Origin of the sequence: Amycolatopsis panacis (assembly GCF_003600245.1) — a bacterium.
Lineage (GTDB): Bacteria > Actinomycetota > Actinomycetes > Mycobacteriales > Pseudonocardiaceae > Amycolatopsis > Amycolatopsis sulphurea.
The window spans coordinates 1-23,836 of the sequence record NZ_QZFV01000081.1; the positions used below are offsets into that span (position 1 = coordinate 1).

25 protein-coding genes and 1 pseudogene are annotated in these 23,836 nt (G+C 69.6%); 13 read left to right on the forward strand and 13 right to left on the reverse strand.

Annotation, left to right across the window (positions count from 1 at the left end; genetic code table 11):
- Positions 1-523: 523 nt before the first annotated feature.
- Positions 524-1,354 carry an SAM-dependent methyltransferase gene (locus tag D5S19_RS14815; RefSeq protein WP_120023925.1) on the reverse strand — a complete coding sequence of 277 codons (831 nt, stop codon included), beginning with the start codon at positions 1,352-1,354 and terminating at the stop codon, positions 524-526.
- Positions 1,355-1,456: 102 nt separating this feature from the next.
- The gene (locus D5S19_RS14820; RefSeq protein WP_199730506.1) at positions 1,457-1,834 is read right to left on the reverse strand and encodes a DUF5997 family protein; all 378 of its coding nucleotides are present in this window, start codon (positions 1,832-1,834) and stop codon (positions 1,457-1,459) included.
- 42 nt (positions 1,835-1,876) lie between these two features.
- On the opposite strand from D5S19_RS14820, the gene D5S19_RS14825 reads away from it, so the two are divergent.
- Together D5S19_RS14825 and D5S19_RS14830 are read left to right on the forward strand one after the other, a co-directional pair.
- Positions 1,877-2,602: a LysR family substrate-binding domain-containing protein gene (locus tag D5S19_RS14825; protein WP_120023926.1), complete on the forward strand. Its 726-nt coding sequence runs from the start codon at positions 1,877-1,879 to the stop codon at positions 2,600-2,602.
- A 503-nt stretch (positions 2,603-3,105) separates the two neighbouring features.
- Positions 3,106-3,795, forward strand: a complete 690-nt coding sequence (locus D5S19_RS14830) for a TetR/AcrR family transcriptional regulator (RefSeq protein ID WP_120023927.1) — start codon at positions 3,106-3,108, stop codon at positions 3,793-3,795.
- Positions 3,796-3,831: 36 nt separating this feature from the next.
- On the opposite strand, the gene D5S19_RS14835 is transcribed toward D5S19_RS14830, so the two are convergent.
- Complete coding sequence (locus D5S19_RS14835; RefSeq protein WP_120023928.1) at positions 3,832-4,662, reverse strand: SAM-dependent methyltransferase; 831 nt, start codon at positions 4,660-4,662, stop codon at positions 3,832-3,834.
- Positions 4,663-4,803: 141 nt separating this feature from the next.
- Between D5S19_RS14835 and D5S19_RS14840 the strand changes: the two genes are divergently transcribed.
- The 4 genes from D5S19_RS14840 to D5S19_RS14855 all read left to right on the forward strand — a co-directional run bounded on the left by D5S19_RS14840 (position 4,804) and on the right by D5S19_RS14855 (position 8,400).
- Positions 4,804-5,235 carry a Fur family transcriptional regulator gene (locus D5S19_RS14840; protein WP_120023929.1) on the forward strand — a complete coding sequence of 144 codons (432 nt, stop codon included), beginning with the start codon at positions 4,804-4,806 and terminating at the stop codon, positions 5,233-5,235.
- A gap of 27 nt (positions 5,236-5,262) precedes the next feature.
- The gene (gene katG / locus D5S19_RS14845; RefSeq protein ID WP_120023930.1) at positions 5,263-7,494 is read left to right on the forward strand and encodes a catalase/peroxidase HPI; all 2,232 of its coding nucleotides are present in this window, start codon (positions 5,263-5,265) and stop codon (positions 7,492-7,494) included.
- A 330-nt stretch (positions 7,495-7,824) separates the two neighbouring features.
- Positions 7,825-7,977, forward strand: a complete 153-nt coding sequence (locus tag D5S19_RS31995) for a hypothetical protein (RefSeq protein ID WP_158605538.1) — start codon at positions 7,825-7,827, stop codon at positions 7,975-7,977.
- Positions 7,978-8,055: 78 nt separating this feature from the next.
- Positions 8,056-8,400, forward strand: coding sequence for a hypothetical protein (locus D5S19_RS14855; RefSeq protein WP_233573919.1), 345 nt, complete (start codon positions 8,056-8,058; stop codon positions 8,398-8,400).
- 7 nt (positions 8,401-8,407) lie between these two features.
- Here the strand turns inward: D5S19_RS14855 and D5S19_RS14860 are convergent, their stop codons facing one another.
- On the reverse strand, positions 8,408-8,599 hold the full coding sequence (locus D5S19_RS14860) for a hypothetical protein (protein WP_120023931.1): 192 nt from the start codon (positions 8,597-8,599) through the stop codon (positions 8,408-8,410).
- A 522-nt stretch (positions 8,600-9,121) separates the two neighbouring features.
- On the opposite strand from D5S19_RS14860, the gene D5S19_RS14870 reads away from it, so the two are divergent.
- The gene (locus tag D5S19_RS14870; RefSeq protein WP_120023933.1) at positions 9,122-9,631 is read left to right on the forward strand and encodes a phosphotransferase family protein; all 510 of its coding nucleotides are present in this window, start codon (positions 9,122-9,124) and stop codon (positions 9,629-9,631) included.
- Between the two features lie 99 nt (positions 9,632-9,730).
- On the opposite strand, the gene D5S19_RS14875 is transcribed toward D5S19_RS14870, so the two are convergent.
- From D5S19_RS14875 to D5S19_RS14895, 6 genes are all read right to left on the reverse strand, one after another.
- Positions 9,731-10,195, reverse strand: a complete 465-nt coding sequence (locus tag D5S19_RS14875; protein ID WP_120023934.1) for a flavin reductase family protein — start codon at positions 10,193-10,195, stop codon at positions 9,731-9,733.
- 2 nt (positions 10,196-10,197) lie between these two features.
- Positions 10,198-11,412 carry an acyl-CoA dehydrogenase family protein gene (locus D5S19_RS14880; protein WP_120023935.1) on the reverse strand — a complete coding sequence of 405 codons (1,215 nt, stop codon included), beginning with the start codon at positions 11,410-11,412 and terminating at the stop codon, positions 10,198-10,200.
- A gap of 87 nt (positions 11,413-11,499) precedes the next feature.
- Complete coding sequence (locus tag D5S19_RS14885) at positions 11,500-12,090, reverse strand: TetR/AcrR family transcriptional regulator (protein ID WP_120023936.1); 591 nt, start codon at positions 12,088-12,090, stop codon at positions 11,500-11,502.
- Between the two features lie 383 nt (positions 12,091-12,473).
- Positions 12,474-12,623: a transposase gene (locus tag D5S19_RS31685; protein ID WP_147397399.1), complete on the reverse strand. Its 150-nt coding sequence runs from the start codon at positions 12,621-12,623 to the stop codon at positions 12,474-12,476.
- A 636-nt stretch (positions 12,624-13,259) separates the two neighbouring features.
- Positions 13,260-13,418: a helix-turn-helix transcriptional regulator gene (locus tag D5S19_RS14890; protein ID WP_120023937.1), complete on the reverse strand. Its 159-nt coding sequence runs from the start codon at positions 13,416-13,418 to the stop codon at positions 13,260-13,262.
- Between the two features lie 29 nt (positions 13,419-13,447).
- Positions 13,448-14,347: an RNA polymerase sigma-70 factor gene (locus D5S19_RS14895; RefSeq protein ID WP_120023938.1), complete on the reverse strand. Its 900-nt coding sequence runs from the start codon at positions 14,345-14,347 to the stop codon at positions 13,448-13,450.
- 155 nt (positions 14,348-14,502) lie between these two features.
- On the opposite strand from D5S19_RS14895, the gene D5S19_RS14900 reads away from it, so the two are divergent.
- The 3 genes from D5S19_RS14900 to D5S19_RS14910 all read left to right on the forward strand — a co-directional run bounded on the left by D5S19_RS14900 (position 14,503) and on the right by D5S19_RS14910 (position 17,149).
- Positions 14,503-14,997: a carboxymuconolactone decarboxylase family protein gene (locus D5S19_RS14900; RefSeq protein ID WP_120023939.1), complete on the forward strand. Its 495-nt coding sequence runs from the start codon at positions 14,503-14,505 to the stop codon at positions 14,995-14,997.
- A 349-nt stretch (positions 14,998-15,346) separates the two neighbouring features.
- Complete coding sequence (locus D5S19_RS14905; RefSeq protein ID WP_199730507.1) at positions 15,347-16,198, forward strand: S1 family peptidase; 852 nt, start codon at positions 15,347-15,349, stop codon at positions 16,196-16,198.
- Between the two features lie 57 nt (positions 16,199-16,255).
- Positions 16,256-17,149, forward strand: coding sequence for a 2-hydroxyacid dehydrogenase (locus D5S19_RS14910; RefSeq protein WP_120023940.1), 894 nt, complete (start codon positions 16,256-16,258; stop codon positions 17,147-17,149).
- A gap of 7 nt (positions 17,150-17,156) precedes the next feature.
- Here D5S19_RS14910 and D5S19_RS14915 read toward each other — a convergent pair whose 3' ends face one another.
- Positions 17,157-17,849, reverse strand: a complete 693-nt coding sequence (locus D5S19_RS14915; RefSeq protein WP_120023941.1) for a response regulator transcription factor — start codon at positions 17,847-17,849, stop codon at positions 17,157-17,159.
- A 362-nt stretch (positions 17,850-18,211) separates the two neighbouring features.
- Here D5S19_RS14915 and D5S19_RS14920 point away from each other — a divergent pair, with 362 nt between their 5' ends.
- Positions 18,212-19,387, forward strand: a complete 1,176-nt coding sequence (locus D5S19_RS14920) for a thioester domain-containing protein (RefSeq protein WP_120023987.1) — start codon at positions 18,212-18,214, stop codon at positions 19,385-19,387.
- 171 nt (positions 19,388-19,558) lie between these two features.
- Here D5S19_RS14920 and D5S19_RS14925 read toward each other — a convergent pair whose 3' ends face one another.
- Positions 19,559-21,031: an LCP family protein gene (locus D5S19_RS14925; RefSeq protein WP_120023942.1), complete on the reverse strand. Its 1,473-nt coding sequence runs from the start codon at positions 21,029-21,031 to the stop codon at positions 19,559-19,561.
- A gap of 205 nt (positions 21,032-21,236) precedes the next feature.
- On the opposite strand from D5S19_RS14925, the gene D5S19_RS14930 reads away from it, so the two are divergent.
- On the forward strand, positions 21,237-22,244 hold the full coding sequence (locus D5S19_RS14930; protein ID WP_120023988.1) for an MGDG synthase family glycosyltransferase: 1,008 nt from the start codon (positions 21,237-21,239) through the stop codon (positions 22,242-22,244).
- A pseudogene (locus D5S19_RS33150) lies at positions 22,241-22,672 on the forward strand (polysaccharide deacetylase family protein); the annotation flags it as partial. The gene D5S19_RS14930 and the pseudogene D5S19_RS33150, both read left to right, overlap by 4 nt.
- Before the next feature lie 156 nt (positions 22,673-22,828).
- Here D5S19_RS33150 and D5S19_RS14940 read toward each other — a convergent pair.
- On the reverse strand, positions 22,829-23,836 hold the full coding sequence (locus D5S19_RS14940) for a M56 family metallopeptidase (protein ID WP_199730508.1): 1,008 nt from the start codon (positions 23,834-23,836) through the stop codon (positions 22,829-22,831).

The following is a 23,836-nucleotide window of genomic DNA, read 5'->3' on the forward strand; positions in this document are numbered from 1 at the left end:
CCTCGTGGCGTGCGCCGGACCGGTTTCGGGTCTGTGAAGGGACCCTTCACAGACTCAGAGTCCGTGAAGGGTCCCTTCACAGACCTCTACACCGACTTTGCCGGAACCCTGGGGGTTCGGTGGCGCTCGTCGGCCGGGGCGGCGAGCGCCACCTTGTGGAATCGGCTGGGTTGCGGTGGGTGTCGCTGGGCCAGGGCTGGGGCTGTGCGGTTCTGCTCGGTGTATATGGCTGGGTGAAAGTTGGCGTACATGTACGGCAACTTTCCGGAGAGAGTGGGCACTCGCACGGGACGAGAGTCGGGAACCTGCGCGGGACGCGGCTGGCTGTGCGCGCTCGATGGTGGACTGGAGCGATCCGCAGGGGCCGGGTCTGTGAGCCGTGTTCGGCCCGTTGCATTTGCCTGTTGTGAAGTCGACGTACGCGTACGCTAATTTTCGGGAGGGAATCAGCTCTTACAGATGTCACGTCCGGTGGCGATGCGTCCAGACCGGGCACTTGCCGAAGCCGACTTTCCGGAGAGAATCAGGGTTTGCGTGCGACGAGCCCGGCGATGATCCGCTGGGCGTTGGACGGCGCGGTCAGCTGCGGTCCGTCGGACCACCAGTTGCGCACTTCCACGAAGCCGGGCTCGATCAGGTCCAGCCCCTCCACCATCTCCAGGATCTCCTCGCGGGTGCGCGCGGTGACGCCGTTCATGGCACCGTTGGCGACGGCTTCCTGCAGCGCGCGCAGGGCCTCGGGGTCGCCTTCCGGGCCCGCGTCGTAGAAATGCGAGATGGCCACATAGGAGCCCGAGGGCAGCGCGTCGACGTAGTCGCGCATGATCTCCGCCGGTCGGTGCCGGTCGCCCTGGTAGTGGTGCAGGGCGAGGAAGAACAGCAGTGCGATCGGTTTGGTCCAGTCCAGATGGGTCTGGACCACCTCGTTCTCCAGGATGCTCGCCCGGTCGAAGATGTCGCCGGCGACGAACCGGGTCCGGTCGTTGTCCTGCAGCAGGGCGCGGCCGTGCGCGGCGACGACCGGGTCGTTGTCCACATAGACGACCTTCGCGTCCGGCTGCAGGCGCTGGACGACCTGGTGCACGTTCTCCGAGGTGGGCAGGCCGGAACCGCAGTCGAGATACTGCGTGATGCCCGCGTGCGTGGCCAGGAACCGGCACACGCGGATCAGGTACGCGCGGTTCTCGGTCGCCGCGTCCCACAGGCCAGGCATCGCCTCGTTGAGCTGGCTGAAGGTCTTCCGGTCGATCTCGTAGTTGGTGGACCCGCCGAGTGCGTAATCGTAGATCCGCGCGACGCTCGCACGGTTCGGATCGACTCCCACCGGAGTGTTCGGATCGACGGTGAACGACATGCGCGGCGCCTCCTTGCCCGGGCTCCCGTGGCGGCTGACACACCGGAGCGTATCCAGCCCGCGCGCAGCACGATACCGCGGTCCTGGCAACGGTGCCGGGCTTTACTCTCCGGCGGGCTGCGCCTTCAGCCGCGCGGCTTCCCGGCGGACCTCGGCCTGGGTCTCGCGTTCGCGGCGCAGCCAGTCGGGCTCGTCCGTTTTGAGCGTCTCGATCTGCTCGGTGGTGAGCGGTTCGGTGATCCCGCCCCGGGCCAGGCCGCCGATCGAGACGCCCAGCCTGGCCGCGACCACCGGGCGCGGGTGCGGCCCGTTGCGGCGCAGTTCGCGCAGCCACTCCGGCGGATCGGCCTGCAGCGCGTTCAGTTCGTCGCGGGAGACCACGCCCGCGCGGAACTCGGCGGGGGTGGCTTCCAGGTAGACGCCCAGCTTCTTGGCCGCGGTGGCCGGTTTCATCGTCTGGGTGCTCTTCTGCGAAGTCATGCCTGCCAGGGTAATCCGACCCGGTCCGGGTAGCCTGGCCCGGTGACAGGAGCGCCGGTCTTCCGGCTCGGCTATGTACCGGGGGCGACCCCCGCCAAGTGGGTGCGGATCTGGCGCGAGCGCGAACCGGACGTGCCGCTGGAGCTGATCGCGCTGCTCGTCGGCGAGGCCGCGGACGCGGTGCGGGAGGACCGGGCCGACGCGGTCCTGCTGCGGCTGCCCGGCGACCGCGAGGGCCTGCACGCGATCCCGCTCTACACCGAGACCACAGTGGTCGTGGTGCCCAAGGATCACCTGATCACGGCGGCGGACGAGGTCTCCGGCGCGGACCTGGCCGGTGAGGTGCTGCTGCACCCGCTCGACGATCCGCTCGGCTGGCCCGCCCCGCCCGGCATACCTGCCCGGGAACGCCCGGCCACCACCGGCGACGCGATCGAACTGGTCGCCGCCGGGGCCGGCCTGCTCGTGGTGCCGCAGTCGCTGGCCCGGCTGCACCATCGCCGTGACCTGACCTACCGCACACTCACCGGCGCCCCGCAGTCGCAGGTCGCACTGTCCTGGCCGGAGGGTACGACGAGCGAGCTGGTGGAGCAGTTCATCGGCATCGTCCGCGGCCGCACGGTGAACAGCACTCGCGGGCAGCAGGAGGCGAAGGCGAAAGGCGCGGAACCGGTGCGGGCGCGTAAGCCGCCGCGTGGTCGTACCGCTTCGGGTCAAGGCGGTGTGCCGAAGCCTGCGGGCCGGGGAAAGCCTCGCCGTCGTCGGTGAACGGCCGGGGGTTGTCCCCGGGGCGTGGGTCGCGGGAGCCGGGTTGACGCAGTGTCCGCCCGCCGGTGGAGTCTGGGAGCTGTCCGGGCGGGGAGCCGGGTAGATCGAGTTGTCGCTGTGTCCACTGGCTGAGTCCGGGGCTGGATCGACAGGGGGTCTCGGCGGGATGTGTTGTCGGATCGAGGCACGCGGCGAAACCCTCTCGCCGGCGACCGGGACGGTGTGTGTGCCGTCTGGGTTGTGCTTGCTGTGGAATGATTCCTTGCTGCTCACGGGCTGCGGAGTGGCCACTGTGGACAATCGATGGCTTCCTCGCCGCGCGCGGGCGAGGGCGGCGGCTGGTGCCCTGCACGGAGCGTGAGGTGCTCGCGTGGATGACCGGAGGACCGCGATCCCCGGACGGCCGGTGGTCACCGAGGGGCCGCGGTGCGGAGCCCGGTGTACGCGGAGTAGCCGGCGCTATCACCCGTTCGCACCGCGTTCCGGCGATACACTCTCCCCCGATGACGGAGTCAGGCTTTCCGCCCCCGCCCGACGGGCGGGCGGCTCGCTGGGCAGGACAGCGGGAACGCCGGCGCCAGGAATTCGTCGACGCCGGTCTGCGGGCGATCGCCCGGTACGGGCCGGAGGCGTCCACCGAGCAGATTGCCGACGCGGCCGGGGTCGCGCGCACCCGCGTATACAAGCATTTCACCGACGCCGCCGACCTGCAGCAGGCGATCGCGCGGCGGGCCGCGGAGATGATCGCCGCCGAGTTCGAGCCGCTGGCGACGGCCGCGGGCACCACGCGCGAGCTGGTGCGCAGCGCGATCGGCACGCATATCGAGTGGGTCGTCCGGCACCGGGCGCTGTACCAGTATCTCGTGCGGCATTCGAGCACCGGGTGGGGCGACGCGGTCGCCGACGTGAAGACCGTGATCGCCGGTCAGCTGGCCGTCCGGCTCGACTACTACCTCGGTGTGTTCGGCGCGGATCGGCGGATCGGCGAGACCCTCGTGCACGGGCTGGTCGGATTCATCGAGGCGAGCACCGCACGCTGGCTCGACGAACCACGGGAACTCGGCCGTGGCGAACTGGGTGAGCTGCTCGCGCGCTCGGTGTGGGCCGTGCTGGACGACCTTCTGCGGGCCGGCGGGATCGCGTTGAATCCCGATTCGCCGCTGTCCGATCCGGACTTTCGCAGGCTGCGCTGAACCCGGGTCCGGCCACCCGTCGGGGGCGGGGCCGGCTCAGACCTTGCGCCCGACCCCGCCGGCAATGCACTCCTGGACCTGGTTGAGCGCCTGGTAGCGCGGGCCGTCCGGCCACCAGTCCTCGCACAGCGACAGACCGGGCTCGACCAGCTCGGTGCCGCCGAACATGGTGCCGATCTGCTCGTAGGTGCGAAACACCCCGCTGCCCATCGGGCTGTGCGTGAACTTCTCCTCCATCCGCCGCGCGATCTCGCTGTGTGCGGGCGTCTGCGGGTCGAGGAAATGGGCGACCACCACGAACGAACCGGGCGGCAGCGCGTCCACAAAGGACTGCATCAGCTCGGCGTAGTCGTCGCCGAGATAGTGGTGCAGGGTGCCGTTCTGCAGCAGCGCGATCGGCTTGGTCCAGTCCAGGAACTCCCGCGTGGTCTCGTGTCCGAGCACTTCGGCCGGTTTGAAGATGTCGGCCTCGATGAACTTGGTGTACTGGTTCTCCTCCAGCAGCGCGCGCCCGTGTGCCAGCACCACCGGGTCGTTGTCCACATAGAGCACCCGGGCCTCGGGGATGATCCGCTGCACGACCTGGTGGGTGTTCTCGGCGGTGGGCAGGCCGGAGCCGCAATCCAGGTACTGGGTGACCTGGCCCTGGGTGGCCAGGAACCGGCAGGCCCGGATCAGGAAGTTGCGGTTCGCCCAGGCCAGGTCGTTCACCTCGGGAGCGACCTGGGCCACCTGCTGCAGCACCCGGCGGTCGATCTCGTAGTTGTTCGTCCCGTTCAACGCCGCGTCGTAGACGCGCGCGATGCTCGCCCGGTTGGTGTCCACTCCAACGGGTGTGGAACTGGGCGATGGGGCGGCCTCGGACATCTGGCGTCACCTCGATGTGTCGGGCGTGTCGTGCGGATACTCACCGTATCGCCACCCCATCGGGTTGACACCGCCAGGCGGGGGACGCTTCGGCCAAATGCCAATCTTGATTGATTCCAGAAAATACGGCAGACTGGGGGCGTGCCGACGACTACGGACTTCGAGCGGATGCTGCGCGAGGTGGCGCTGCGGGTGACCCGGCCCCGGGTGGCCGTGCTCTCCGCGGTGCACGCCCATTCGCATGCGGACACGGAGTCCATCATCGGTGTCGTGCGCGCGGACCTCGGCGAGGTCTCGCACCAGGCCGTCTACGACGTGCTGCGCGCGCTGACCGGCGCGGGGCTGCTGCGGCGCATCCAGCCGCCCGGTTCCCTCGCCCGGTACGAAGCACGGGTCGGGGACAATCACCACCACGTCGTGTGCCGTTCGTGTGGCGCCATCGCCGATGTCGACTGTGCCGTCGGCCCGGCTCCCTGCCTGACCCCCTCGGAAGCGAACGGGTTCGTCATCGACGAGGCCGAAGTCGTCTACTGGGGTCTTTGCCCGGCCTGTGCGGCCATTCCTGCTTCTTGAGCGCCATCGATTCCCGGAAGGATTGCAGTGACTGAGACCCCTGACGCCGTTATCGGCGACATCAACGAGGAGAGCGCGGGCGGGTGCCCGGTCGCGGGCGGGCGCTTCGCCCACCCGACAGAGGGGGGCGGCAACCGCGAATGGTGGCCGCGGCAGCTGAACCTGAAGATCCTGCGCAAGCACGGCGCGGCCGCCGACCCGATGGACGGCGATTTCGACTACACCAAGGAATTCCTGTCCCTCGACCTGGACGAGCTGGCCCGCGACGTGGACGCGACGCTGACCACCTCGCAGGACTGGTGGCCCGCCGACTTCGGGCACTACGGCGGCCTGATGGTGCGGATGGCCTGGCACAGCGCCGGTACCTACCGGATCGACGACGGCCGCGGTGGGGCGGGCGCGGGCATGCAGCGGTTCGCGCCGCTGAACAGCTGGCCGGACAACGTGAACCTGGACAAGGCGCGCCGTCTGCTGTGGCCGGTCAAGAAGAAGTACGGCCGCAAGATCTCGTGGGCCGACCTGATGATCTTCGCCGGCAACCGCGCGCTGGAGACGATGGGCTTCACCACCTTCGGCTTCGCCGGTGGCCGCGCGGACGTGTGGGAGCCGGATGAGGACGTCTACTGGGGCCCGGAGCGCACCTGGCTCGGCGACGAGCGCTACACCGGTGACCGCGACCTGGAGAAGCCGCTGGCCGCGGTCCAGATGGGCCTGATCTACGTGAACCCGGAAGGCCCGAACGGCAATCCGGACCCGCTGGCCGCCGCGCGCGACATCCGCGAGACCTTCGGCCGGATGGCGATGAACGACGAGGAGACCGTCGCGCTCATCGCCGGTGGGCACAGCTTCGGCAAGACCCACGGTGCCGCGCCGGATACCGAGGTCGGCCCGGAGCCGGAGGGTGCCCCGCTGGAGGAGCAGGGCCTCGGCTGGAAGAACGGCTTGGGCAGCGGCAAGGGCCGGGACACCATCAGCAGCGGCCTGGAGGTGACCTGGACGCCCACGCCGGTGCAGTGGAGCAACTGGTTCTTCCACAACCTGTTCGAGTACGAGTGGGAGCTGGTCAAGAGCCCGGCGGGGGCGCACCAGTGGACGCCCAAGGACGGCAAGGGCCGCAACACCGTGCCGGACCCGGAGGACGGCAAGCTCAACCGGACTCCCGGCATGCTGACCACCGACCTCGCGCTGCGTTTCGACCCCGTCTACGGGGAGATCTCGAAGCGGTTCTACGAGAACCCGGACCAGTTCGCGGACGCCTTCGCGCGGGCCTGGTTCAAGCTGACCCACCGCGACATGGGCCCGATCCAGCGCTACCTCGGCCCGCTGGTGCCGCAGGAAGAGCTGATCTGGCAGGACCGCGTGCCCGCCGTGGACCACGAGCTGGTCGGCGACGCGGACGTGGCCGACCTCAAGGCGAAGATCCTCGGCTCCGGCCTGACCGTGGCGCAGCTGGTGTCCACGGCCTGGGCGTCCGCGTCGAGCTTCCGCGGCAGTGACAAGCGCGGTGGCGCGAACGGTGCGCGCATCCGGCTTGAGCCGCAGCGTGGCTGGGAGGTCAACGAGCCGGACCAGCTGGCGCAGGTGCTGCGTACGCTCGAAGGCGTCCAGGAATCCTTCAACAGCGCGCAAAGCGGTGGCAAGAAGGTTTCGCTGGCCGACCTGATCGTGCTCGGCGGGGTGGCTGCGGTGGAGAAGGCCGCCAAGGACGCCGGCGTCGAGGTGCAGGTGCCCTTCTCCGCGGGCCGCACCGACGCTTCGCAGGAGCAGACCGACACCGACTCGTTCGCGCCGCTGGAGCCGGTCGCCGACGGGTTCCGCAACTACCGCGGCAAGGGCGGCGAGCTGCCCGCGGAGTTCCTGCTGGTGGATCGGGCCAACCTGCTGAACCTGACCGCGCCGGAGCTGACCGTGCTGGTCGGCGGCCTGCGCGTGCTGGGTGCGAACTACCAGCAGAGTGCGCACGGCGTGTTCACCGAGAATCCCGGCAAGCTGACCAACGACTTCTTCGCGAACCTGCTTGACCAGGGTACGGAGTGGCAGCCGGCGGCCGGGGACGGCGAGATCTTCGAGGGCCGCGACCGGGCCACCGGTGAGGTCAGGTGGACCGGCACCCGGGTCGACCTGATCTTCGGGTCGAACTCCGAGCTGCGCGCCGTCGCCGAGGTCTACGCCAGCGACGACGCCAAGGAGAAGTTCGTGCGGGACTTCGTGTCCGCCTGGCACAAGGTGATGAACGCCGACCGGTTCGACCTGGTCTGATTCGTCCACTGAGGACGGCTCCGGCCGGATCGGTGAAGGTCGTGAAGGGAACCTTCACGGACGCTGAGTCCGTGAAGGTTCCCTTCACAGCACCGTCGGCGTCGCGGGAACGCGCATTCGCCCATGCGACCCGCTCCAGCAGCAGCGCCCGGACGACGGGCGTGGCGTCGCGGGTCCCGGTGACTGCGGACCGGGCCAGCAGCGCCGTGTCGGCCGGGTCGCCCACGTTCGCCATCTGGTAGCTGAGGCTGGACAGCAGTTGTCCTGCGAGGGGCCGGTTACCGGCGTCCTGTGCGGCGGACACACCGGACAGGTAGGAGTACTGGAACCATGAGGTACCGGCTCGCCGGGGTGCTGCTGTTGCTGGCCGTGGCCGGGTGCTCGGCGGAACCGTCCGGCTCACCGCCGGTCACGCTGCCCGAACCGTCGTCGTTCCACTCGATGTTCTCCAGCCGCGGGGTACTCCGGCTGACTCGGGGCTAGACGTCTACATAGGACACTGCAAAGGCGAGTTTCGGGTTTTCCACCCCCGGGCTGCCTCCTTCATGGCACGATGCTGGGGTGGATGAGTTGGCGCAGGGCGACGACGGCAGCCCGATGACGTTCGGTGACTACCTCCGGCTGCACGTGGCGTGGGCGCGGCGGGCCGCCGAGGTGCACGCCGAGGCCGCCGACCTGTATAGCCGGCTGGCCGAGCGCGGTATGCCCGGCCTGGCCGACCATCGGGACGAGACCCTTCGCGCGATCGCGCACATGGAGCAGGTGGCCAGCGTGAATGCGGCGCAGAGCATCGCGCACGACGAGATGATGGCCGCGGGCGGCCCGGAGAATTCCCGGGCCTATGTCGAATACGAGGCCATGACCCGTCGCCACCAGGAACTACTCCCCAGAGACACCCTGGGGTGAGCCAAGCTCACTTCAGCACCTGAGTCAGCACCACGATCAGCAGGAAGGCGATCCCGACCGCCTGCGCACCCGCGGTCCACGCCGGTGGCTTCTCACCGGCCTTCCGGGCCGCGCCGGCCTTGATCGAGGCGGGCAGCAACAGCAGAAGTGCGATCGGGGCCAGGAAGATGGTCAGCCAGTCGAGCAGTAGCGGGTTCATCGGGGATCCCTCTCTTCCTTCTTCGACATGATGCGCCGAACACCGACGCCATTCGGGCGGCGGGGTTCGCGGTGGACGAGCCCCTGTGGTTCACTGCCGCGGCGAAGTGCGCCAAGTGCTCCCGATCCGCCCCCGTCTCCCGCGCGGAGCTAGACCGAAGAGGCAGCATGGTCAGCCAGGATTGGGCGAGCCTCCCCGCCGCTGTCCGGCGAGCGATCGAAAGCCGGACAGGTGCCGTGGCCGCGACGGTTTCTCCGGACAACGGCCGGAACTCCGATTTCCTGGCAACGCTCCAGACCGCGCACGGCCGCTTCGTCATGGGCGTCCTGACTGGCACACGGCGAGCGCGGGCGCAGCAGACGGAAGCACGGGTCGGGGCCCGGCCGAACTCTGCTGCTCCGCGTCTCCTCTGGGAAGTGACCGCCGACGGGTGGCACGTGCTCGGGTTCGAGGCCCTCAGCGGGCATCACCCCAGCCTTGCGCCGGGCTCGCCGGACCTGCAGATGGTCGCCGAAACCGTAGCTGCGATGGCGCGGGAGCTTAAGCCCGTCCCCCGTCGAACTTGAGAAGTCCACGGACCAATGGGCATGGCCCGCCCCGTGGCGTCGGCTGTCCAAATCGGACCGCGAACTTGACAGTTGGGACAAGGCCCACCTGCCGGAACTGCTGGACTGGGAGCGGCGCGGGATCGAGGCCGTCAACGGGAACAGCCTTGTACACGGCGACATGCACCCGCTCAACATCCTCGTCTCCGACCGCGCGCGGATCGTCGACTGGGCGTGGTCGAGCGTCGGCGCACCATGGCTTGACCCGGCGGCGTTGGTGCTGCGGCTCATCGCCGACGGCCACACCCCGCAACAGGCCGAAGAATGGGCGAAGGCGATCGCGGCGTACAGAGACGCCCCCGCCGATGCAGTGACCGCATTCGCGAAGGGCACCGCCCGCACCATCGTCTCGATTACGTCTTCCGCGCTCGCCTCGGGTGCGGTCGGGTCGGCACGAGGCCCGACCGCGCCCGAGGCGCCAGTGTGAATGCCGTAGCAACGACATTCATTTCATTTCATTCCGTCCGTGGCAGAACCGGCTTCCCGCCGCCCAAGAGCAAGCCTCGCGATCCGGTAGTGCACCGGTTCAGGCGAGCCGTCGGAAGCCACTTCCGTGGAACACCAGCGGCCGGGAGGAGGACCGGAATTCGACCGCCGTCACCTTCAGGAGCGCGATCACGTGATCGCCCGCCGGCATTTCCTGGTGCAGGGTGCAATCGAACCAGGCAGTCGCCCCCTGGATGAAGACCGCCTCTGACTGCGACGTCGTCCAGTCCACCCCCGCGAACCGGTCCCCGGGCCCCGACAGCCGCCTGCCCACTTCCCCGTGGTGTTCCGCCAGCACGCTCACCCCGAGCGCGGTAGCGTCGCGGAGAATCGGCCACGTGGTGGACGTGCGCTGGATCGAGGCGGCGATCAACGGCGGTTCCAGGGAAATCGAGGCGAACGAACTGACCGCCATCCCCGTCGGCTTGCCGGATACCAGCCCGGCAAGGGCGGTGACGCCAGTGGGAAAGGACGCGAAAGCAGTACGCAGAGCGGTGGAATCCATCTTCAGACCCTGAAGTAGTCAAGGACGTTCGGGAACTCGCCCGAGAGTTCGTACGCTCCGATGAGCGCGTTCTTCGCGTCGATCGAGTCATGCGTGGAGAAGGTCCTGGCGTTGCGCCAGAACCGGTCGAACCGGTACCGTTTGGCGGTGCTGCGGGCGCCGGTAAGGTCGTGGATCCGCCCAGTCACGTCCAGGCTCACCCGGTTGCTCGCGACCTTCGATCGGAATCCGTGAATCGTGATCGTCTGCGGATCGGCGCCCGGTTCCTCCAGCCATCCGGCCACGCTCAGCAGGTACGCCCGGGCAGCGGCCAGTTCGCTGGACATCTCGCCGAGCTGCCGGTGCATGAGCGGGTCCTCCAGCGCGGTGGGAAACATCGGCATGCTCCCCCGGTTCAGGCTCCGGAGATATCCGATCGCGGCCGCGAAAGCTCCCTCTCCGATGCCCTGCATCAGTGCCGCGTGGAACAGCATGCCCGCGCCGAACGCGTTCGGGTCCTCCAGCGTCGAGGCGAAGTGCCATCCGTCGGGGACGAACACGTCCTCGTAGGTAATGGTCTGGCTGTGGGTGCCGCGCTGGCCCATGTTGTCCCAGTCGTGCGCCTGCCGCACGCCCGGCGCGTCCAGCCGGACCAGCGCTTCGTGCCGCGTCGCCGTCTTGGGGTCCTCGTCGGGCCCCAGCATGGCGAACCCGACGATGAGGAGATCACGGCCCCCGCCGCCGCTGTTGGTGTTGAACGTCTTGGTGCCGCTGACCACGACTCCGCCTGGCACCCGCCGGCCGGTCACCGGACCCTTCGCGCCGGCCTCGGAGTTGGAGAAGACCAGGCGCCTGCCGTCGTTGATCAGCTCGTCGGCCAGCTGCTCCTTGGTCTCGCGGGGCAGGTCCGCGGTGAACAGGCGGCGGGGATGCAGCCCGTTGTTGGTCCAGCACATGCCGGTCGAACCGTCGGCGACGGAGATCTCCATTAGCGCCTCGGTCGTGTCGCGCCAGCCGCCCCACGTGCCTCCGCTCCACAAGCCGCCGTACTCGGCGGGCACGCTGAGCCGGTTCACGCCTGCCTCGCCGAGCAACCGCATGTTCTTCGCCACGTCGGTCCCTTCGGCGTCGATGCGCACGCCGTTCTCACTCATTTCGGCGCGCAGCGCCCGCACGCGCGCAAGAACCTCGGCACGCGCCTTGACCAGGTCATCTTGTTCGAGAGAAGTGATCGTCATGAGAAGAACGCTAACCGCGTACCGGCGGGAATCCGGCTGATCCGGGAGAAGCGAGAAACGTCCGCGCGAAGGCTTCTCGGATGACGTTCAGCCGAAGTTGGCACCCAGCACTGAGACCGGCTCGGGAGCTGGCAGCGTCGCGGTGCGGGCGGAGAATGACTGCAAGAGGTAGGCGACCAGACGGCGCGCTGCGGCGGGGGACGTCGCCGTGAGGCTGTCGCTGGCCTGAACGAGCAAGGCGAGGTCGCTGGGCGAGAAATCGGCCCGCAGGTCCCCACTCTCCTGCGCCCGGCGCACCAGCTCGGTGATGTTGGTCATCGCCCCGGCCAATGCCTTGCCGCTCTCCACCTCGTCCCGGGACTCAGCGCGGAAGGCCCAGGTGAAGGCCCGGTTGCCGACCTGAGCGCGGACGACGTGGTCCATCATGCCACGCAGGGCCCGCCACGGATCAGGGTCGGCGAGCGCCTCCTCGCTGAGCCGGTCACAGTCCGCCAGCTCGTGCTCGAACGCCGCAACCACGAGGGCCTGCCTATGCGGGAAATGCCGGTAGAGCGTGGCCACGCCGAGCCCGGCGCGCCTCGCGATGGCCCGCATGGTGACGTCGAGCCCCTTTTCCGCGTATAGCTCCCGCGCGGCGTCCAGAATGCGGGCACGGTTCTGGCTCGCGTCGGTGCGCACGTGACTCGCCTCCAGTTCCGGACTGAGTGTTCCGGCTACTAGTGAACCACGGTGTGGTCCGCACCAGCCACGTCCGATCGTTCCGGGCGACGGGCGGCTGTTACGAATTGCAGCTCGCCGGATCGTCGACGGGGTGGTGGGTGGGTGCTCGCGGCGCCGGGCCTGACCTGTCGCACGTCGTCGCTACCGATGCCGACCCGCACCGGGAGCGGGGGCTGGAGCCCAGGATTCCGCCGACGTCGATGCGACGCAGGTCACCGGCGACACGTTGAGGTAGTCCTCGCCGACCAACGGCAGCGTGACGTAATCGGCCAGGTGACCGTGGCGGTGAACCTCTCGTTCGGCGGCAACTGAGGTTTCCCCGGGAGCCGGACACCGGGGTTTTATGCTGCGGGTGCGATACCGGTGACCCGCGGGCAGCCGTAGGCGCCTGCGTGCTTGGCATGGACCTCGGCGATCTCAGTGGCCAGTTCCTCCTCGCCCGCGGCCCTGGCAGGCGCGATCCATTCGCAGAACCCCGGGGCGGTGCACACGCAGGACTTGGCACAGCAGTGCGACGCCGAAGGCAGCGGGGTGTTCGGAGATGAACCGGTAGCTGTAGGTCGACGACCCATCTCCTTGGCGAGATGGGCGGCCGGGTCGGGTGGGCGTGTCATGCCAGCCGTGTAAGCCGGAGGTGCACAAAGATCGGCTGGCCTGCGGGCGGCCGGAAGGGACGCCGAGTGACGTAGAACACATCGTCTCGTGATGGTGCCGAGGCAGCGGCGTGGCGGCTGGCTGAGGCGTTCGCGCCGGGCACGATCGACGCGTTGCTGAAGGAAAAGCAAGGCCTGGCCGGATCCGCACCGGCGCCGCGTACGCGCCGACGACCGGCACCGAGGGCAGCACCTGCTAGCGCGGGTCGCCTCTGGCGGGCAACGCGCAGGCCAGCAGCCGGTAGCCAACCCGGTGGCACTCCGGTGAGCAGGAATTCCAGCCGCTCATCAAGTAGTGAGCCGCCGGCCGGGATCGCGCGCCGCATGCCGTGGGAAGAGTCCGACGTAGACCGCCGGTGTCCGGTCAAGCGTGGCGGACGCGGCCGGGCTCAGCCTGACCCGCCCGGTGGCCATCCCGCCTTCCGGAACGGTCCCGGGACCCCGACCGGCCGCGGCGGGTGGTCATCGAACAGTTCAGCCCAGCAGCTGCTTGGAAGCTGGAACCGTTGCGCGGCACGCGCGGGCCAGGTGGAACGGGCTGTAGCCGACGTGATCGGCCACGTCACCGAGCCGCATCGGCGCGGCCGGACCCGCGGCGGGGAACCTCGCCGCCTCGCGTACCACTTCCCTCATCGCACACCTCGCCGGACGCCGACCTGGGGTTAAGTGGTGCGCTGCAAGGGAGTTTCCCGAGTCAGGTGCGACAGTTTGGCCGGGTTTCGCACCGCGTACAGACCGGAGATGAGACCGTCGTCGATGCGCAGCGCGAGTACTGTGTCGATCTCGCCGTCGAAGCGAAGCACCAAGGCAGGGTGGCCGTTGACTTCTGTCGGCTGCAGTGTGACTGCGGTCAGTCGGCGGAGACCGGCGGACAGCATCCGGGAAACGCGCTCAGCGCCCACGATCGGGCGGAGCACGGCTTGTTTGACTCCGCCGCCGTCGCCGAGGAAGACGACGTCCGGTGCCAGCAGATCGAACAGGCTTTGCAGGTCGCCGGTTTCGGTGGCTCGCTGGAATGCGGCGAGTGCGTCGCGAGTCTGGGCGGCGGAGACCGCGCCTCGCGGACGGCGCTCGGAGACGTGTACTCGCGCACGGTGCGCGATTTGCCGCACCGCGGCCGGGGTTTTGCCGACGGCTTCGGCGATCTCGTCGTATCCGAGGTCGAAAACCTCGCGCAGCACGAACACTGCGCGTTCGGTCGGCGCGAGTGTTTCCAACACCAGCAGCATTGCCATCGACACGCTGTCGGCCAGCTCGACGTCGTCGGCGACATCCGGCGTTGTCAGTAGTGGCTCGGGCAGCCATGTGCCGACGTACGACTCCTTTCGCCGCCCCAGCGTGCGTAGCCGGCCGAGAGCCTGCCGGGTAGCGATCTGTACGAGGTACGCGCGCTGGTCCCGAACTGCCGCGAGGTCGACGCCGACCCAACGCAGCCACGTCTCCTGCAGTACGTCCTCGGCGTCCACCGCGGACCCGAGCATCTCGTACGCGACGGTGAAGAGCAGATTGCGGTGCGCCAGGAACGCTTCGGTGGCGGGGTGGTCTTCGGGCGGCGTGACCATACGCGACTCCTGTCCCTATTGGCGCTGTCGTCTCCTAGATGCCGCTGCGCGTGAATTTGTGACAGCGGTGTGCGTCACACTCCGACACTGTCACACGGTCCGTCCGACCGACATCTCATGGGCAGCCACTGCACACGAGAGATGAGGGCGACATCATGGACGTTCGGTTCAACCTGATGGGCAACGAGCTGGCCTTGAAGTTCGGGAAGCGCTTCGCCAACGCCGCGTTCGCGCTCAAGGAGTCCTCCCTTCCGCTGTCCACGCAGGAACTGGTCGCGTTGCGCACCAGCCAGATCAACGGCTGCGGATTCTGCGTCGACATGCACACCAAGGACGCCGCTGCGGCGGGCGAGAGCCAGCTCCGGCTGAACATGGTCGCGGCGTGGCGCGAAGCGAGTGTGTTCACCGAAGCCGAACGCGCCGCGCTCGCGTTCGCCGAGGAGGCCGCCCGGCTCGCCGATGCCCACCACGGGGTCTCCGACGAAACCTGGGCACGGATGCGCGAGCACTACACCGACGACGAGCTCGCCGTGCTGATCTGCTCGGTCGCGATGACCAACGCGGCCAACCGGATGAACGTGATCGCGCGGACCCCGGCCGGTTCCTACCAACCGGGCCAGCTCGCCGAACTCACCCGCACCGGGGCGTGAGAAGGTCTGTGAAGGGACCCTTCACGGACTCTGGGGCCAGGGCGTCGGCAAAGTCGGTGTGGAGGGCCCTGCGCAGCTGCGGAGGGCTGTGAAGGGCCCCTTCACGGACTCTGAGTCCGTCAGGGGCACCCTCACGGACCCGAAACCGGTCGGGCAGCCACGGCTCTCTCTGCTGATCACGGGTCCGCGACCAACTTTGCCGGGACCCTGGACTCTGGGGCCGTGAAGGTGCCCTTCACGGCAGGTCAGAGCAGCGAGCGGGAGCGTTCAGGCAAGCCTTCTACCCAGACGGCGGGACAAGGTCGACCGCTTAACCCGTTCGAGTGACGGTCTTCGCTACCTTGGTCCGGTGGTGGGAGTGAAGACGTCCGCCGCCCAGCGGGCGGGTTTCCGGTTCGGTGCCGTGGTCGTGTCCGTGCTCGCTGGAGCCGGGCTGGCCGGGACCACCGTCGCCGTGCGGCAGCTGTCGCCGGAGAGGGCCGGGTCAGTGCACAGCGGGGCCGCCACCGGGGGTACCGCGCCGTCGAGCGCGGACCCGGGTTTCGACACCTCGTTCAGCGCCAAGCTCTCGTCCACCGACATCCCGGAGGAGGGTGGCGGGGTACGCACCGGGGGTTGCAGTGGCGCGCTGATCGCCGGCGGATGGATCATCACCGCCGGGCATTGCTTTCACGACACCCGCGACAATCGGGTCGACGGCCGCCCGGAGTACCACATGAAGGTGGCACTGGGTAAGCGCGCTGACTCCGATCCGCATGGGCACGTCACGCAGGTCGTGGACGTCCGGCAGTCGCCCTACAGCGATCTTGCGCTTGCTCGCCTGGAGAACCCGGTTACCGACATCACCCCGCTGTCCCTGCCCGGCGAGGCGCCGACGGTCGGGCAGCGGGCCACCTTCGTCGGCTGGGGCGCGCTGTCCTCGAAGGTGATCGTGCAGTCCGACCATCTCAAGCGGGGGGACTTCGCGGTGCATTCGGTGGGACAGTACGAGATCGATCTCGCACCCGTGCACGAGCGCACCGTGGAGAACAGCCCGTGCCCGGACGACTCCGGCTCGCCCTACTTCGTGCCCGGCGAGCGCGGGCACAAGGTGCTGATCGCGATCGAAGATCGTGGCCCGGACTGCCCGAACCCGGGACTGGAGACCGCCGCGCGGGTGGATTCGATCCGGTCCTGGATCCAGCAGCAGCTCGATTCCTGACACGTCGCACAATGTCGGTGGCCGCGCCCGCGGTCACCGACCGATGCGGAGGCGTGGATGACTGCCCGAGTGCTGCTGCCCTGGCCGGACCTGGCCGTACCGCCCGAGCTGACCACCGCGGTCTGGGACGGCCGCGGAACCCCGCCGGACGCGCTGGAGCAGGTCGAGTTCTACGTGCTCCCCTACGATTCGGGGACCCGGCCGTTCGACCTGTTCGGGAGGCTGCCGTCGCTGCGCGCGGTGCAGTCGCTGTCCGCCGGCTACGACCAGCTGCTCCCGCTGCTGCCGGACGGGGTGCGGCTGGCCAACGGCCGCGGCCTGCACGACCTCAGCGTCGCCGAGCACGCGCTCACGCTCGTACTGTCCGCGCAACGGCTCTTCCCGCGTTGGTTCGCCCAGCAGCAGAGGGGAATCTGGGACCGGGTGCACACGCGTTCGCTGGCCGACACCCGCGTGCTGCTCGTCGGCTACGGCTCGATCGGCCGCGCGATCGAGCGCTATCTGCTCGCCGGAAAGGCCGAAGTGGTGCCGGTCGCCAGCACCGCGCGCCCCGGTGTGCACGGCGTCGCGGAGCTGCCCGAGCTGCTGCCCACTGTGGACATCGTGCTGCTGGTCCTGCCGGACAACCCGCGGACGATCGGGCTGATCGGCGCCGCCGAGCTGGCCGCGCTGCCGGACGGGGCGCTGGTGGTGAACGTGGGCCGGGGCACGGCGGTGGACACCGCGGCACTGACCGCCGAAGTGGCCGCCGGCCGGTTGCGTGCCGCGCTCGACGTGACCGACCCGGAGCCGCTGCCCGCCGATCATCCACTGTGGACTCTGGACGGGGCGATCATCACCCCGCACATCGCCGGTGGCTCGGATTCCTTCTATCCACGGGCAAAACGGCTTACCGAACGGCAGCTCCGCCGGTTCGCCGCGGGCGAGGAGCTGGAGAACCTGGTCCGCTGAACCCGGCTCAGCGCAGCACTCCGGCCCGCATGGCGAGCGCGACCATCTGGGCGCGGTCGCCGGAACCGAGCCGGCGGCCGATGCGGGACAGGTGCGATTTGACGGTGAGCGCGGAGAGTGAGAGCCGCTCGCCGATCTCCTTGTTGGACTGACCGTCCGCGGCGAGCTGGAGCACTTCGATCTCGCGGGCGGACAGCTCGTGCGGGGCACCGTCGGCGCCGATCACGATGGTGCCCTTCGAGCGGGCCGCACCCAGCGGCACCGTGGCGGTGAGCAGGTATGCCTGCGCGCCGGCCTGGAACGCGGCGTGCACCTCCGGCGCGTCGCCGTTGGCGGCGAGCACGACCACGCGCGGCCAGCCGCGGCCGCGCAGTTCGGCGATGAGCGCGGTGCCGCTGCTCTCCCGCATCCCGAGATCGACGATGGCCAGGTCGCGCGGTTCGGCCGCATACGCCCGTGCCATGGCCATCGTGGTGGCCTGCCGGATCTCGGTCGCGCCCATCCGGGTCAGGTGCAGGGTGACGGCTTCGCGGATATTCGGCCGATTTCCGATGACCAGTACCGAGAGCCGGTCCTCCCGCGGCCGTGGCACCCCGCCCGGCCCGGTCGCGGCGCGGGGTGCGCCGGCGCGCAGGTCCGGGAGCAGATCGGAGAGCCGCTGCAGTCGCGGACGACCGGCGTCCTCGAAGGTCGGCGACATGGTGCGCGCTCCCTTCACCCGTTCGGGTGCTCCGCTGGTGACCACTTGTCACGGGTCACACTATCGGGCTAATCGACTTGAGGGGACAGATTCGCGAAACCGGTTTTCGCCGCCCTGGTGAGTGTCGCCTCGCCGGGGGGATCGCCGCCGGGCGGTTACCCGTTCGGTCACTCGAAGGTTGGATAAAAGTGCAGTCAGAGGACCACGCTCGGTGGCCATGTGAGCTGTGTGTATGCTCCGAAATTGCATGATCGGGTGTATCTGACCACCCGATTTGGTGGCCGTTGTGATCGGGGAGCTGGACTCTCACACGGCCCGTCTATTCGTGTGTTTTCGAGGTTCGGGACTGGATGGGAGAGAACATGCACAACAGGTCGGGCTTGGTGCGCGGCGGGCTCGCGGTGGTGTCCGCGGCCGCAGCGCTCCTGGTTACCTCGCCTGCGGCCGGCGCGGAAACCGCGCAGGCCCAGAGTGGCGCGGCTACCGGCACTGTGGTCCGGGGCGGGCAGATCGGGTACAACGTCAACATCGGCGCCCCGGGCGGGACCGGAACGACGTTGTTCAACCTGAAGCTGGCCGACGGCGGCCTGCTGAAGATGTACTGCGTACAGGTCGAGGTCTCCACGAGGAGCGGCGACGAGGTCGTGGAGCACTCCTGGGGTGACTACCCGGACCCGAAGTCGCCGTTCCGCAAGAACAACGACAAGGTCAACTGGGTGCTGCAGCACGGTTACCCGACGACCACAGAGGACAACCTGGCCAAGGCCGTCGAGGGCGGCGGCGTCCAGCTGCACGGCGGGCTGTCGGCCATCGAGGCGCTCACCGCGACGCAGGCCGCGGTCTGGCACTTCAGTGATGCCAAGGATCTCGACGCCGAGAACCCGCTGGCGGACGGCCCGGCCGACGACGCGGCGGACGTGCTGGCCGTCTACCGATACCTGACCGGCAAGGGCAACACCGGGATCGGCGAGCAGCCGAAGCCGGCGCTGACCCTCACCCCGGCCAAGGCCAACGGTGCGGCGGGCGACAAGATCGGGCCGTTCACCCTTTCCACCACCGGGCAGATCACCGACCTGACCACCAAGCTGCCCGAGGGCGTCACGCTCGTCGACGCGGACGGCAAAGCGGTCAAGACCGGTGACCTCAAGGACGGCAGCAAGCTCTACCTGCAGGTCGGCAAGGACGCCAAGCCCGGTTCCGCGGAACTGGCCGTGAAGGCCGCCGGCCGCATCCAGACCGGCCGGCTGTTCGTGGCCAAGGACTACGACCGGCACCCGACCCAGTCGCTGATCGTCGCGCAGACGCAGAAGAGCACGGTCGAGGCCAAGGCGAGCGGCAGCTGGACCGAGGCCCCCGTCCCGGAGACCACCACCCCGGTCGTGCCCACCAGCGAGGTCCCCGCGGGTGGCGGTGGCGGCCAGACGCCGCTGGCCAACACCGGCGTCAACGCCGCGTGGCCGATCGGCATCGGCGCCGCGCTGGTGATCGTCGGTGGCGGCATGCTGCTGCTGGTGCGCCGCCGCCGGAGCAACGCCTGATCCACTGACGTCCCACGAACGGGGGCCGGTCCACTGTGGACCGGCCCCCGTTTTTTCGAGAGGCGAGGCTGTGAAGGGTCCCTTCACAGCCTCAGAGTCCGTGAAGGGACCCTTCACAGCGCTAGCCTGGGCGGGGGAGGCGAGGTGGGAGGTGAGGCGGCGGGGAGTGGCTCAGTTTACGCAGGTCACGCCGCCGGCGGTGATCGGGGCCGGTGCGGGAGACGGGGTCTGCGCGGGAGCGACGTAGGCGGCCGGGTGCACGCCGCTGTCGCCGCCTTCGTAGTCCTTGCCGAGGTAGGCGCGGAAGTGGTTCTCCGCCAGTGAATTGTCACTGGCGACGGGCATCCCGCCGAGTGCCTGCGCGATCTTCGTGGCCGCGGTGCGCTGATTGTGTCCATAGTAGACGATCGACGCCTTGCGCGAGCTTCCGTTGGCCACGGTGCCGCGGCCGTATCCCGCCGCGCTCAGCTTGTTCTCGGCGTGTGCGGCGAGGCCGTCGACACCCGAGGAATTGCTTACGTCGACCACATAGGACGACAGCGAGGAGTCGCTCGGCGGTGTGGCCGAAGTGGACGGTGCGCCGGACGTGGCGCTCGGCGCGCCGCCGGTCTGCTGGCGGATGAAGGCCTGGATCTGTGCGGGATCCACCTGCACCGCGTCACCGTCGGACGGGGTCTTCAGCGAGATGCTCACCACCGGCACGGTGACGAAGCGGATATTGCCCGCGCTCATCCCGTGCAGCTGCTGGGCGAAACCGAGGATGTCCCAGTTCGCGTCGACCACCACGGCCTTCTTCACCGCGTCGATGAGGTCGTTCAGCTTGCCCGGGTTGGCGAGGGTGCCCGCGGACAGGATGGTCTTCGCCATGCTGGCCATAAACACCTGCTGCCGCTTGATCCGGTCGAGATCGCCGTTTGGCAGCCCGTGCCGCTGCCGGACGAACTGCAGTGCCTGCGCGCCGGCCACGGTCTGGTTGCCCGCGGGGAAGTCCGCGCCCGAGTACGAGTCCCTCACGGCCTTCACCAGGCATACCGGAATGCCGCCGACGGCCTGGCTCACGTAGTAGAACCCGGCCAGGTTGACCGCCGCGTAATGCGTGATCCTCAGCCCGGTCAGCTGCTGCACGGTGTCGATCGCGGTCTTCGCGCCCGCCTGCGCCGAGTCGGTTTCCAGCTGCGCGCCGGATTCGCCCTTGGCGCCGAGGGTCTTCTTCGCGTCGGTCTGGCCGTAGGTGTAGGCGGAGTTGATCTTGTGCTTGCCGAACCCGCCGGTGACCTGCACGTAGGAGTCGCGCGGGATGGAGATGGCGGTGGCCTGCCCGCCGCCGGCCGGGATGTGCACCACGATCATCGTGTCCGTGGTGTCGCCACCGTCGGCGGAGCCGCCCGCGTGCAGCTGGTTGAGCACGTCCGCGGGCAGCGGGTTGCCCTGCGCGTCGGTCCGTGTGTCGAGCCCGACCATCAGGATGTTCTGCTCGTCCAGAGGGGAGGTGTCCCCGCCGAGCACGTCCGCGCGGGTCAGCCCGTCGGTCAGCTGGTGCAGTGTCGACCAGGCGTAGCCGGTGCCGCCCAGCACCAGCAGGGAGATCGCGACGAGCGCCACTTGCGCCGCGCGCAACGGGCCGGAGGTCGGGTTGCGCCGCATGGGTGCTCCTTATTCCTGCCACGCCGGGCGGCGTGCTTCGTCCGGAGGTCGAAGGGTTCACGGTAGCGCTCGGCTCACCCGGCTGAGTTACCCCCTGCTCCGGCCATGCCGCTGCTCGCCGCCGGTGGCATGCCGGGTGCCGCACCGAATTCTACATGGGTGTAGTTTTACTACAGCCATGTAGTAGTCGAGAGGGATGCTGCCGATGGACCGCGTGGTGATCGTGTCCGCCCGGATCGGGGCCGGCCACGACGGTGCTGCCCGTGAACTCGATCGCCGGTTCGCCGCGCGCGGGGCGGAGGTCGTGCGGGTGGACTTCCTCGATCTGCTGCCCGGCAGGCTCGGCTCGGTGCTGTGCGAGACCTACCACCGGCAGCTCAAGACCGTGCCGCGCAGCTGGGATTGGCTGCTGGGCGCGCTGGGCACGCCGACGCTGGCCGGTGCGTCCCGCCGGTTCGCCGGGCTGGCCGCCCCGGCGCTGCGTGAAGTACTGGGCGACGGCACGGATCTCGTCGTGTCGACTTATCCGCTCGGGACCCACGCGGCCGCCCGGCTGGCGCGCACGGAACGCGGTTGCCCGCCCTTGGTCACCTACCTGACCGATCCGTCGGTGCACCGGCTGTGCGTGAGCCCGATGGCGAAGCTGACCGTGGCCCCCAACGAGATCGCCGCCCGGCAGGCCCGGAGCCTGGGTGCCGGACGAGTGCTGGTTTCGAGCCCGCTCGTCTCGCCCGCGTTCCGGCCGGGTGCGGGTCCGGCAGAACGGCTGCTGCTGCGCCGCCGGCTCGGCCTGCCCCGGGATCGCGCGCTGGCGCTGGTCGTCGCGGGCTCCTGGGGCGTCGGCCAGATCGGCCAGACCGCGGCCGACCTGGTGGGCACCGGGCTGGTCGAGCCGGTCGTGGTGTGCGGCCGCAACGAGGTGCTGGCCCGGCGGCTGCACCAGGCGGGGCACCGGTACGTGTTCGGCTGGGTCGACGAGATGGCCGACCTGATGCGGGCCTGCGACGTCGTGGTGCAGAACGCGGGCGGCCTGACCACCTCCGAGGCGCTCGCCACCGGGCTGCCGGTGCTGACCTACCGTTGCCTGCCCGGACACGGACGGGCCAACGCCGCGGTGCTGCACGACGACGGCACGGTGCCCTGGGTACGTTCATCCCGCGAGCTGGCCGGTGCGCTCGACTGGGTGCTGCGCCCCGTTGAGGCGGCCGGATGATCGGCGCGCACGCGGCTCCGGCAGTGCTGTTCGTGCCCGCGATCCGGGCGGTGCTGGCACCCGCGCTGTCCGGCCGTGGCGATCCCGGGCACGTGGCGCTCACCTTCGACGACGGCCCGAATCCGGAGTCCACGCCGAAGTTTCTCCAGGTGCTCGCGGACCTCGACGTCCGTGCGACGTTTTTCGTGCTCGGCAGCGAACTGGACCGGTCACCATGGCTGGGACGGGAAATCGCCGCAGCCGGCCACGAGATCGCGGTGCACGGCTGGACGCACCGGTGCTTTCTCCGCCTCCGCTCCGCGGTGCTGCACGACGAGCTGGCCCGGACGGTGGACCTGATTCACCAGGTGACCGGCACCCGGCCACGCTGGCTGCGCGCGCCGTACGGGGTGTTCAGCGCCGGTTCGCTGGTCTCCGCGCGGAAACTGGGACTTCAGCCGATTCTGTGGACCACGTGGGGTTTCGACTGGACACGCCGGGCCACGGCACGCTCGGTCGTGCGCACGGTCGGCCGGAAGCTCGACGGCGGTGGCACGATCCTGCTGCACGATTCCGACGTCGCGGCCGCACCCGGGGCGTGGCGGTCAGCTCTCGGCGCACTCCCGGTCCTGGTGTCCGAGTGCCGTGCTCGTGGTCTGGGCCTGGGTCCCCTGGCCGGGCACGGCCTTGGCGACACAGGCGGCCTGCGCGGTCTCGATCCCGAAGTGCAGATCGGTCGCCGCGTCGAGGGTGCTGGTCGCCGACCAGGCGCAGGCGCCGAGCACCACGGCGACCGCGATGGTGCCCAGTGAGCGTCGCTGAGAGCCCGGTTCCGGCGTGGTGAGCAGGGCACGCACACGCTGCGGGACCGGACCACCGGTCGCGGCAAGGGCGAGCGGCGGCCGGCGAACTCCGGCCAGGGCCGCCTTCGCCACAGCGGTCGCGACGAGCTTGCGATCGCCGACGTGTTCGGCGGCGGCTTCGTCCGCCCAGCGTTCCAGCGCGAACCGGGCCGCCGAACCGAGCGGGCGCAACAGGGGATTGAGCGCTGTCGCGATGGTGACGGCGCCGTCGAAAAGGTGGTGACGCAAGCGCAGGTGCGCGCGTTCGTGGGCCAGCAGCGCGCACCTCTCGCCCGGCGCCAGTGCCGCGAGCATGCCGCTGGACACGGCGATCCGGCCGCCACCGCCGGGTACCGCGAAGGCCACCGGCTCCTCGCCGGGCAACAGCACCACGCCTGCCTCGCGCGTATGCGTGTTCAGCTCGGCGTGCACTTCCCGATGCCAGCGCCCGTAGCGGACCGCAGTGCGCAGAAAGGCGGCTACGACGCCGCTCAAGACCACCGTGGAACCGATCGCCAGCGGCAGGCCGACCGCGTCCGCGCCGTGGAAGGCGACCGCGGAGAAGTCGCCCAGCCGGCCGATCACGGGCAGCTGCGCGAGCCCGGCCGCGGCGAGCACGGCCAGCGTCAGCGTGCTGCCCGCCGCGAGCACCAGCGCGCAGCTGGTGAGCAGCCAGCTGCCGAGCCGCGGGGACAGCCGGGGCGCGACCCAGCGTGCCACCGGCCAGGAGGCCAGCGGTAGCAGTAGCGGTACCAGCAGGTCCAGCCCCAC

Bases quoted from the DNA above. Each gene is read 5' to 3' on its own strand.
- D5S19_RS14815 (WP_120023925.1), bottom strand. From the start codon at position 1,354: ATGTCGTTCACCGTCGATCCGAACACTCCGGTGGGAGTCGATCCGAAC.
- D5S19_RS14820 (WP_199730506.1), bottom strand. From the start codon at position 1,834: ATGACTTCGCAGAAGAGCACCCAGACGATGAAACCGGCCACCGCGGCC.
- D5S19_RS14830 (WP_120023927.1), top strand. From the start codon at position 3,106: ATGACGGAGTCAGGCTTTCCGCCCCCGCCCGACGGGCGGGCGGCTCGC.
- D5S19_RS14835 (WP_120023928.1), bottom strand. From the start codon at position 4,662: ATGTCCGAGGCCGCCCCATCGCCCAGTTCCACACCCGTTGGAGTGGAC.
- D5S19_RS31995 (WP_158605538.1), top strand. From the start codon at position 7,825: ATGAGGTACCGGCTCGCCGGGGTGCTGCTGTTGCTGGCCGTGGCCGGG.
- D5S19_RS14860 (WP_120023931.1), bottom strand. From the start codon at position 8,599: ATGAACCCGCTACTGCTCGACTGGCTGACCATCTTCCTGGCCCCGATC.
- D5S19_RS14875 (WP_120023934.1), bottom strand. From the start codon at position 10,195: ATGGATTCCACCGCTCTGCGTACTGCTTTCGCGTCCTTTCCCACTGGC.
- D5S19_RS14880 (WP_120023935.1), bottom strand. From the start codon at position 11,412: ATGACGATCACTTCTCTCGAACAAGATGACCTGGTCAAGGCGCGTGCC.
- D5S19_RS14890 (WP_120023937.1), bottom strand. From the start codon at position 13,418: ATGAGGGAAGTGGTACGCGAGGCGGCGAGGTTCCCCGCCGCGGGTCCG.
- D5S19_RS14895 (WP_120023938.1), bottom strand. From the start codon at position 14,347: ATGGTCACGCCGCCCGAAGACCACCCCGCCACCGAAGCGTTCCTGGCG.
- D5S19_RS14900 (WP_120023939.1), top strand. From the start codon at position 14,503: ATGGACGTTCGGTTCAACCTGATGGGCAACGAGCTGGCCTTGAAGTTC.
- D5S19_RS14910 (WP_120023940.1), top strand. From the start codon at position 16,256: ATGACTGCCCGAGTGCTGCTGCCCTGGCCGGACCTGGCCGTACCGCCC.
- D5S19_RS14915 (WP_120023941.1), bottom strand. From the start codon at position 17,849: ATGTCGCCGACCTTCGAGGACGCCGGTCGTCCGCGACTGCAGCGGCTC.
- D5S19_RS14920 (WP_120023987.1), top strand. From the start codon at position 18,212: ATGCACAACAGGTCGGGCTTGGTGCGCGGCGGGCTCGCGGTGGTGTCC.
- D5S19_RS14925 (WP_120023942.1), bottom strand. From the start codon at position 21,031: ATGCGGCGCAACCCGACCTCCGGCCCGTTGCGCGCGGCGCAAGTGGCG.
- D5S19_RS14930 (WP_120023988.1), top strand. From the start codon at position 21,237: ATGGACCGCGTGGTGATCGTGTCCGCCCGGATCGGGGCCGGCCACGAC.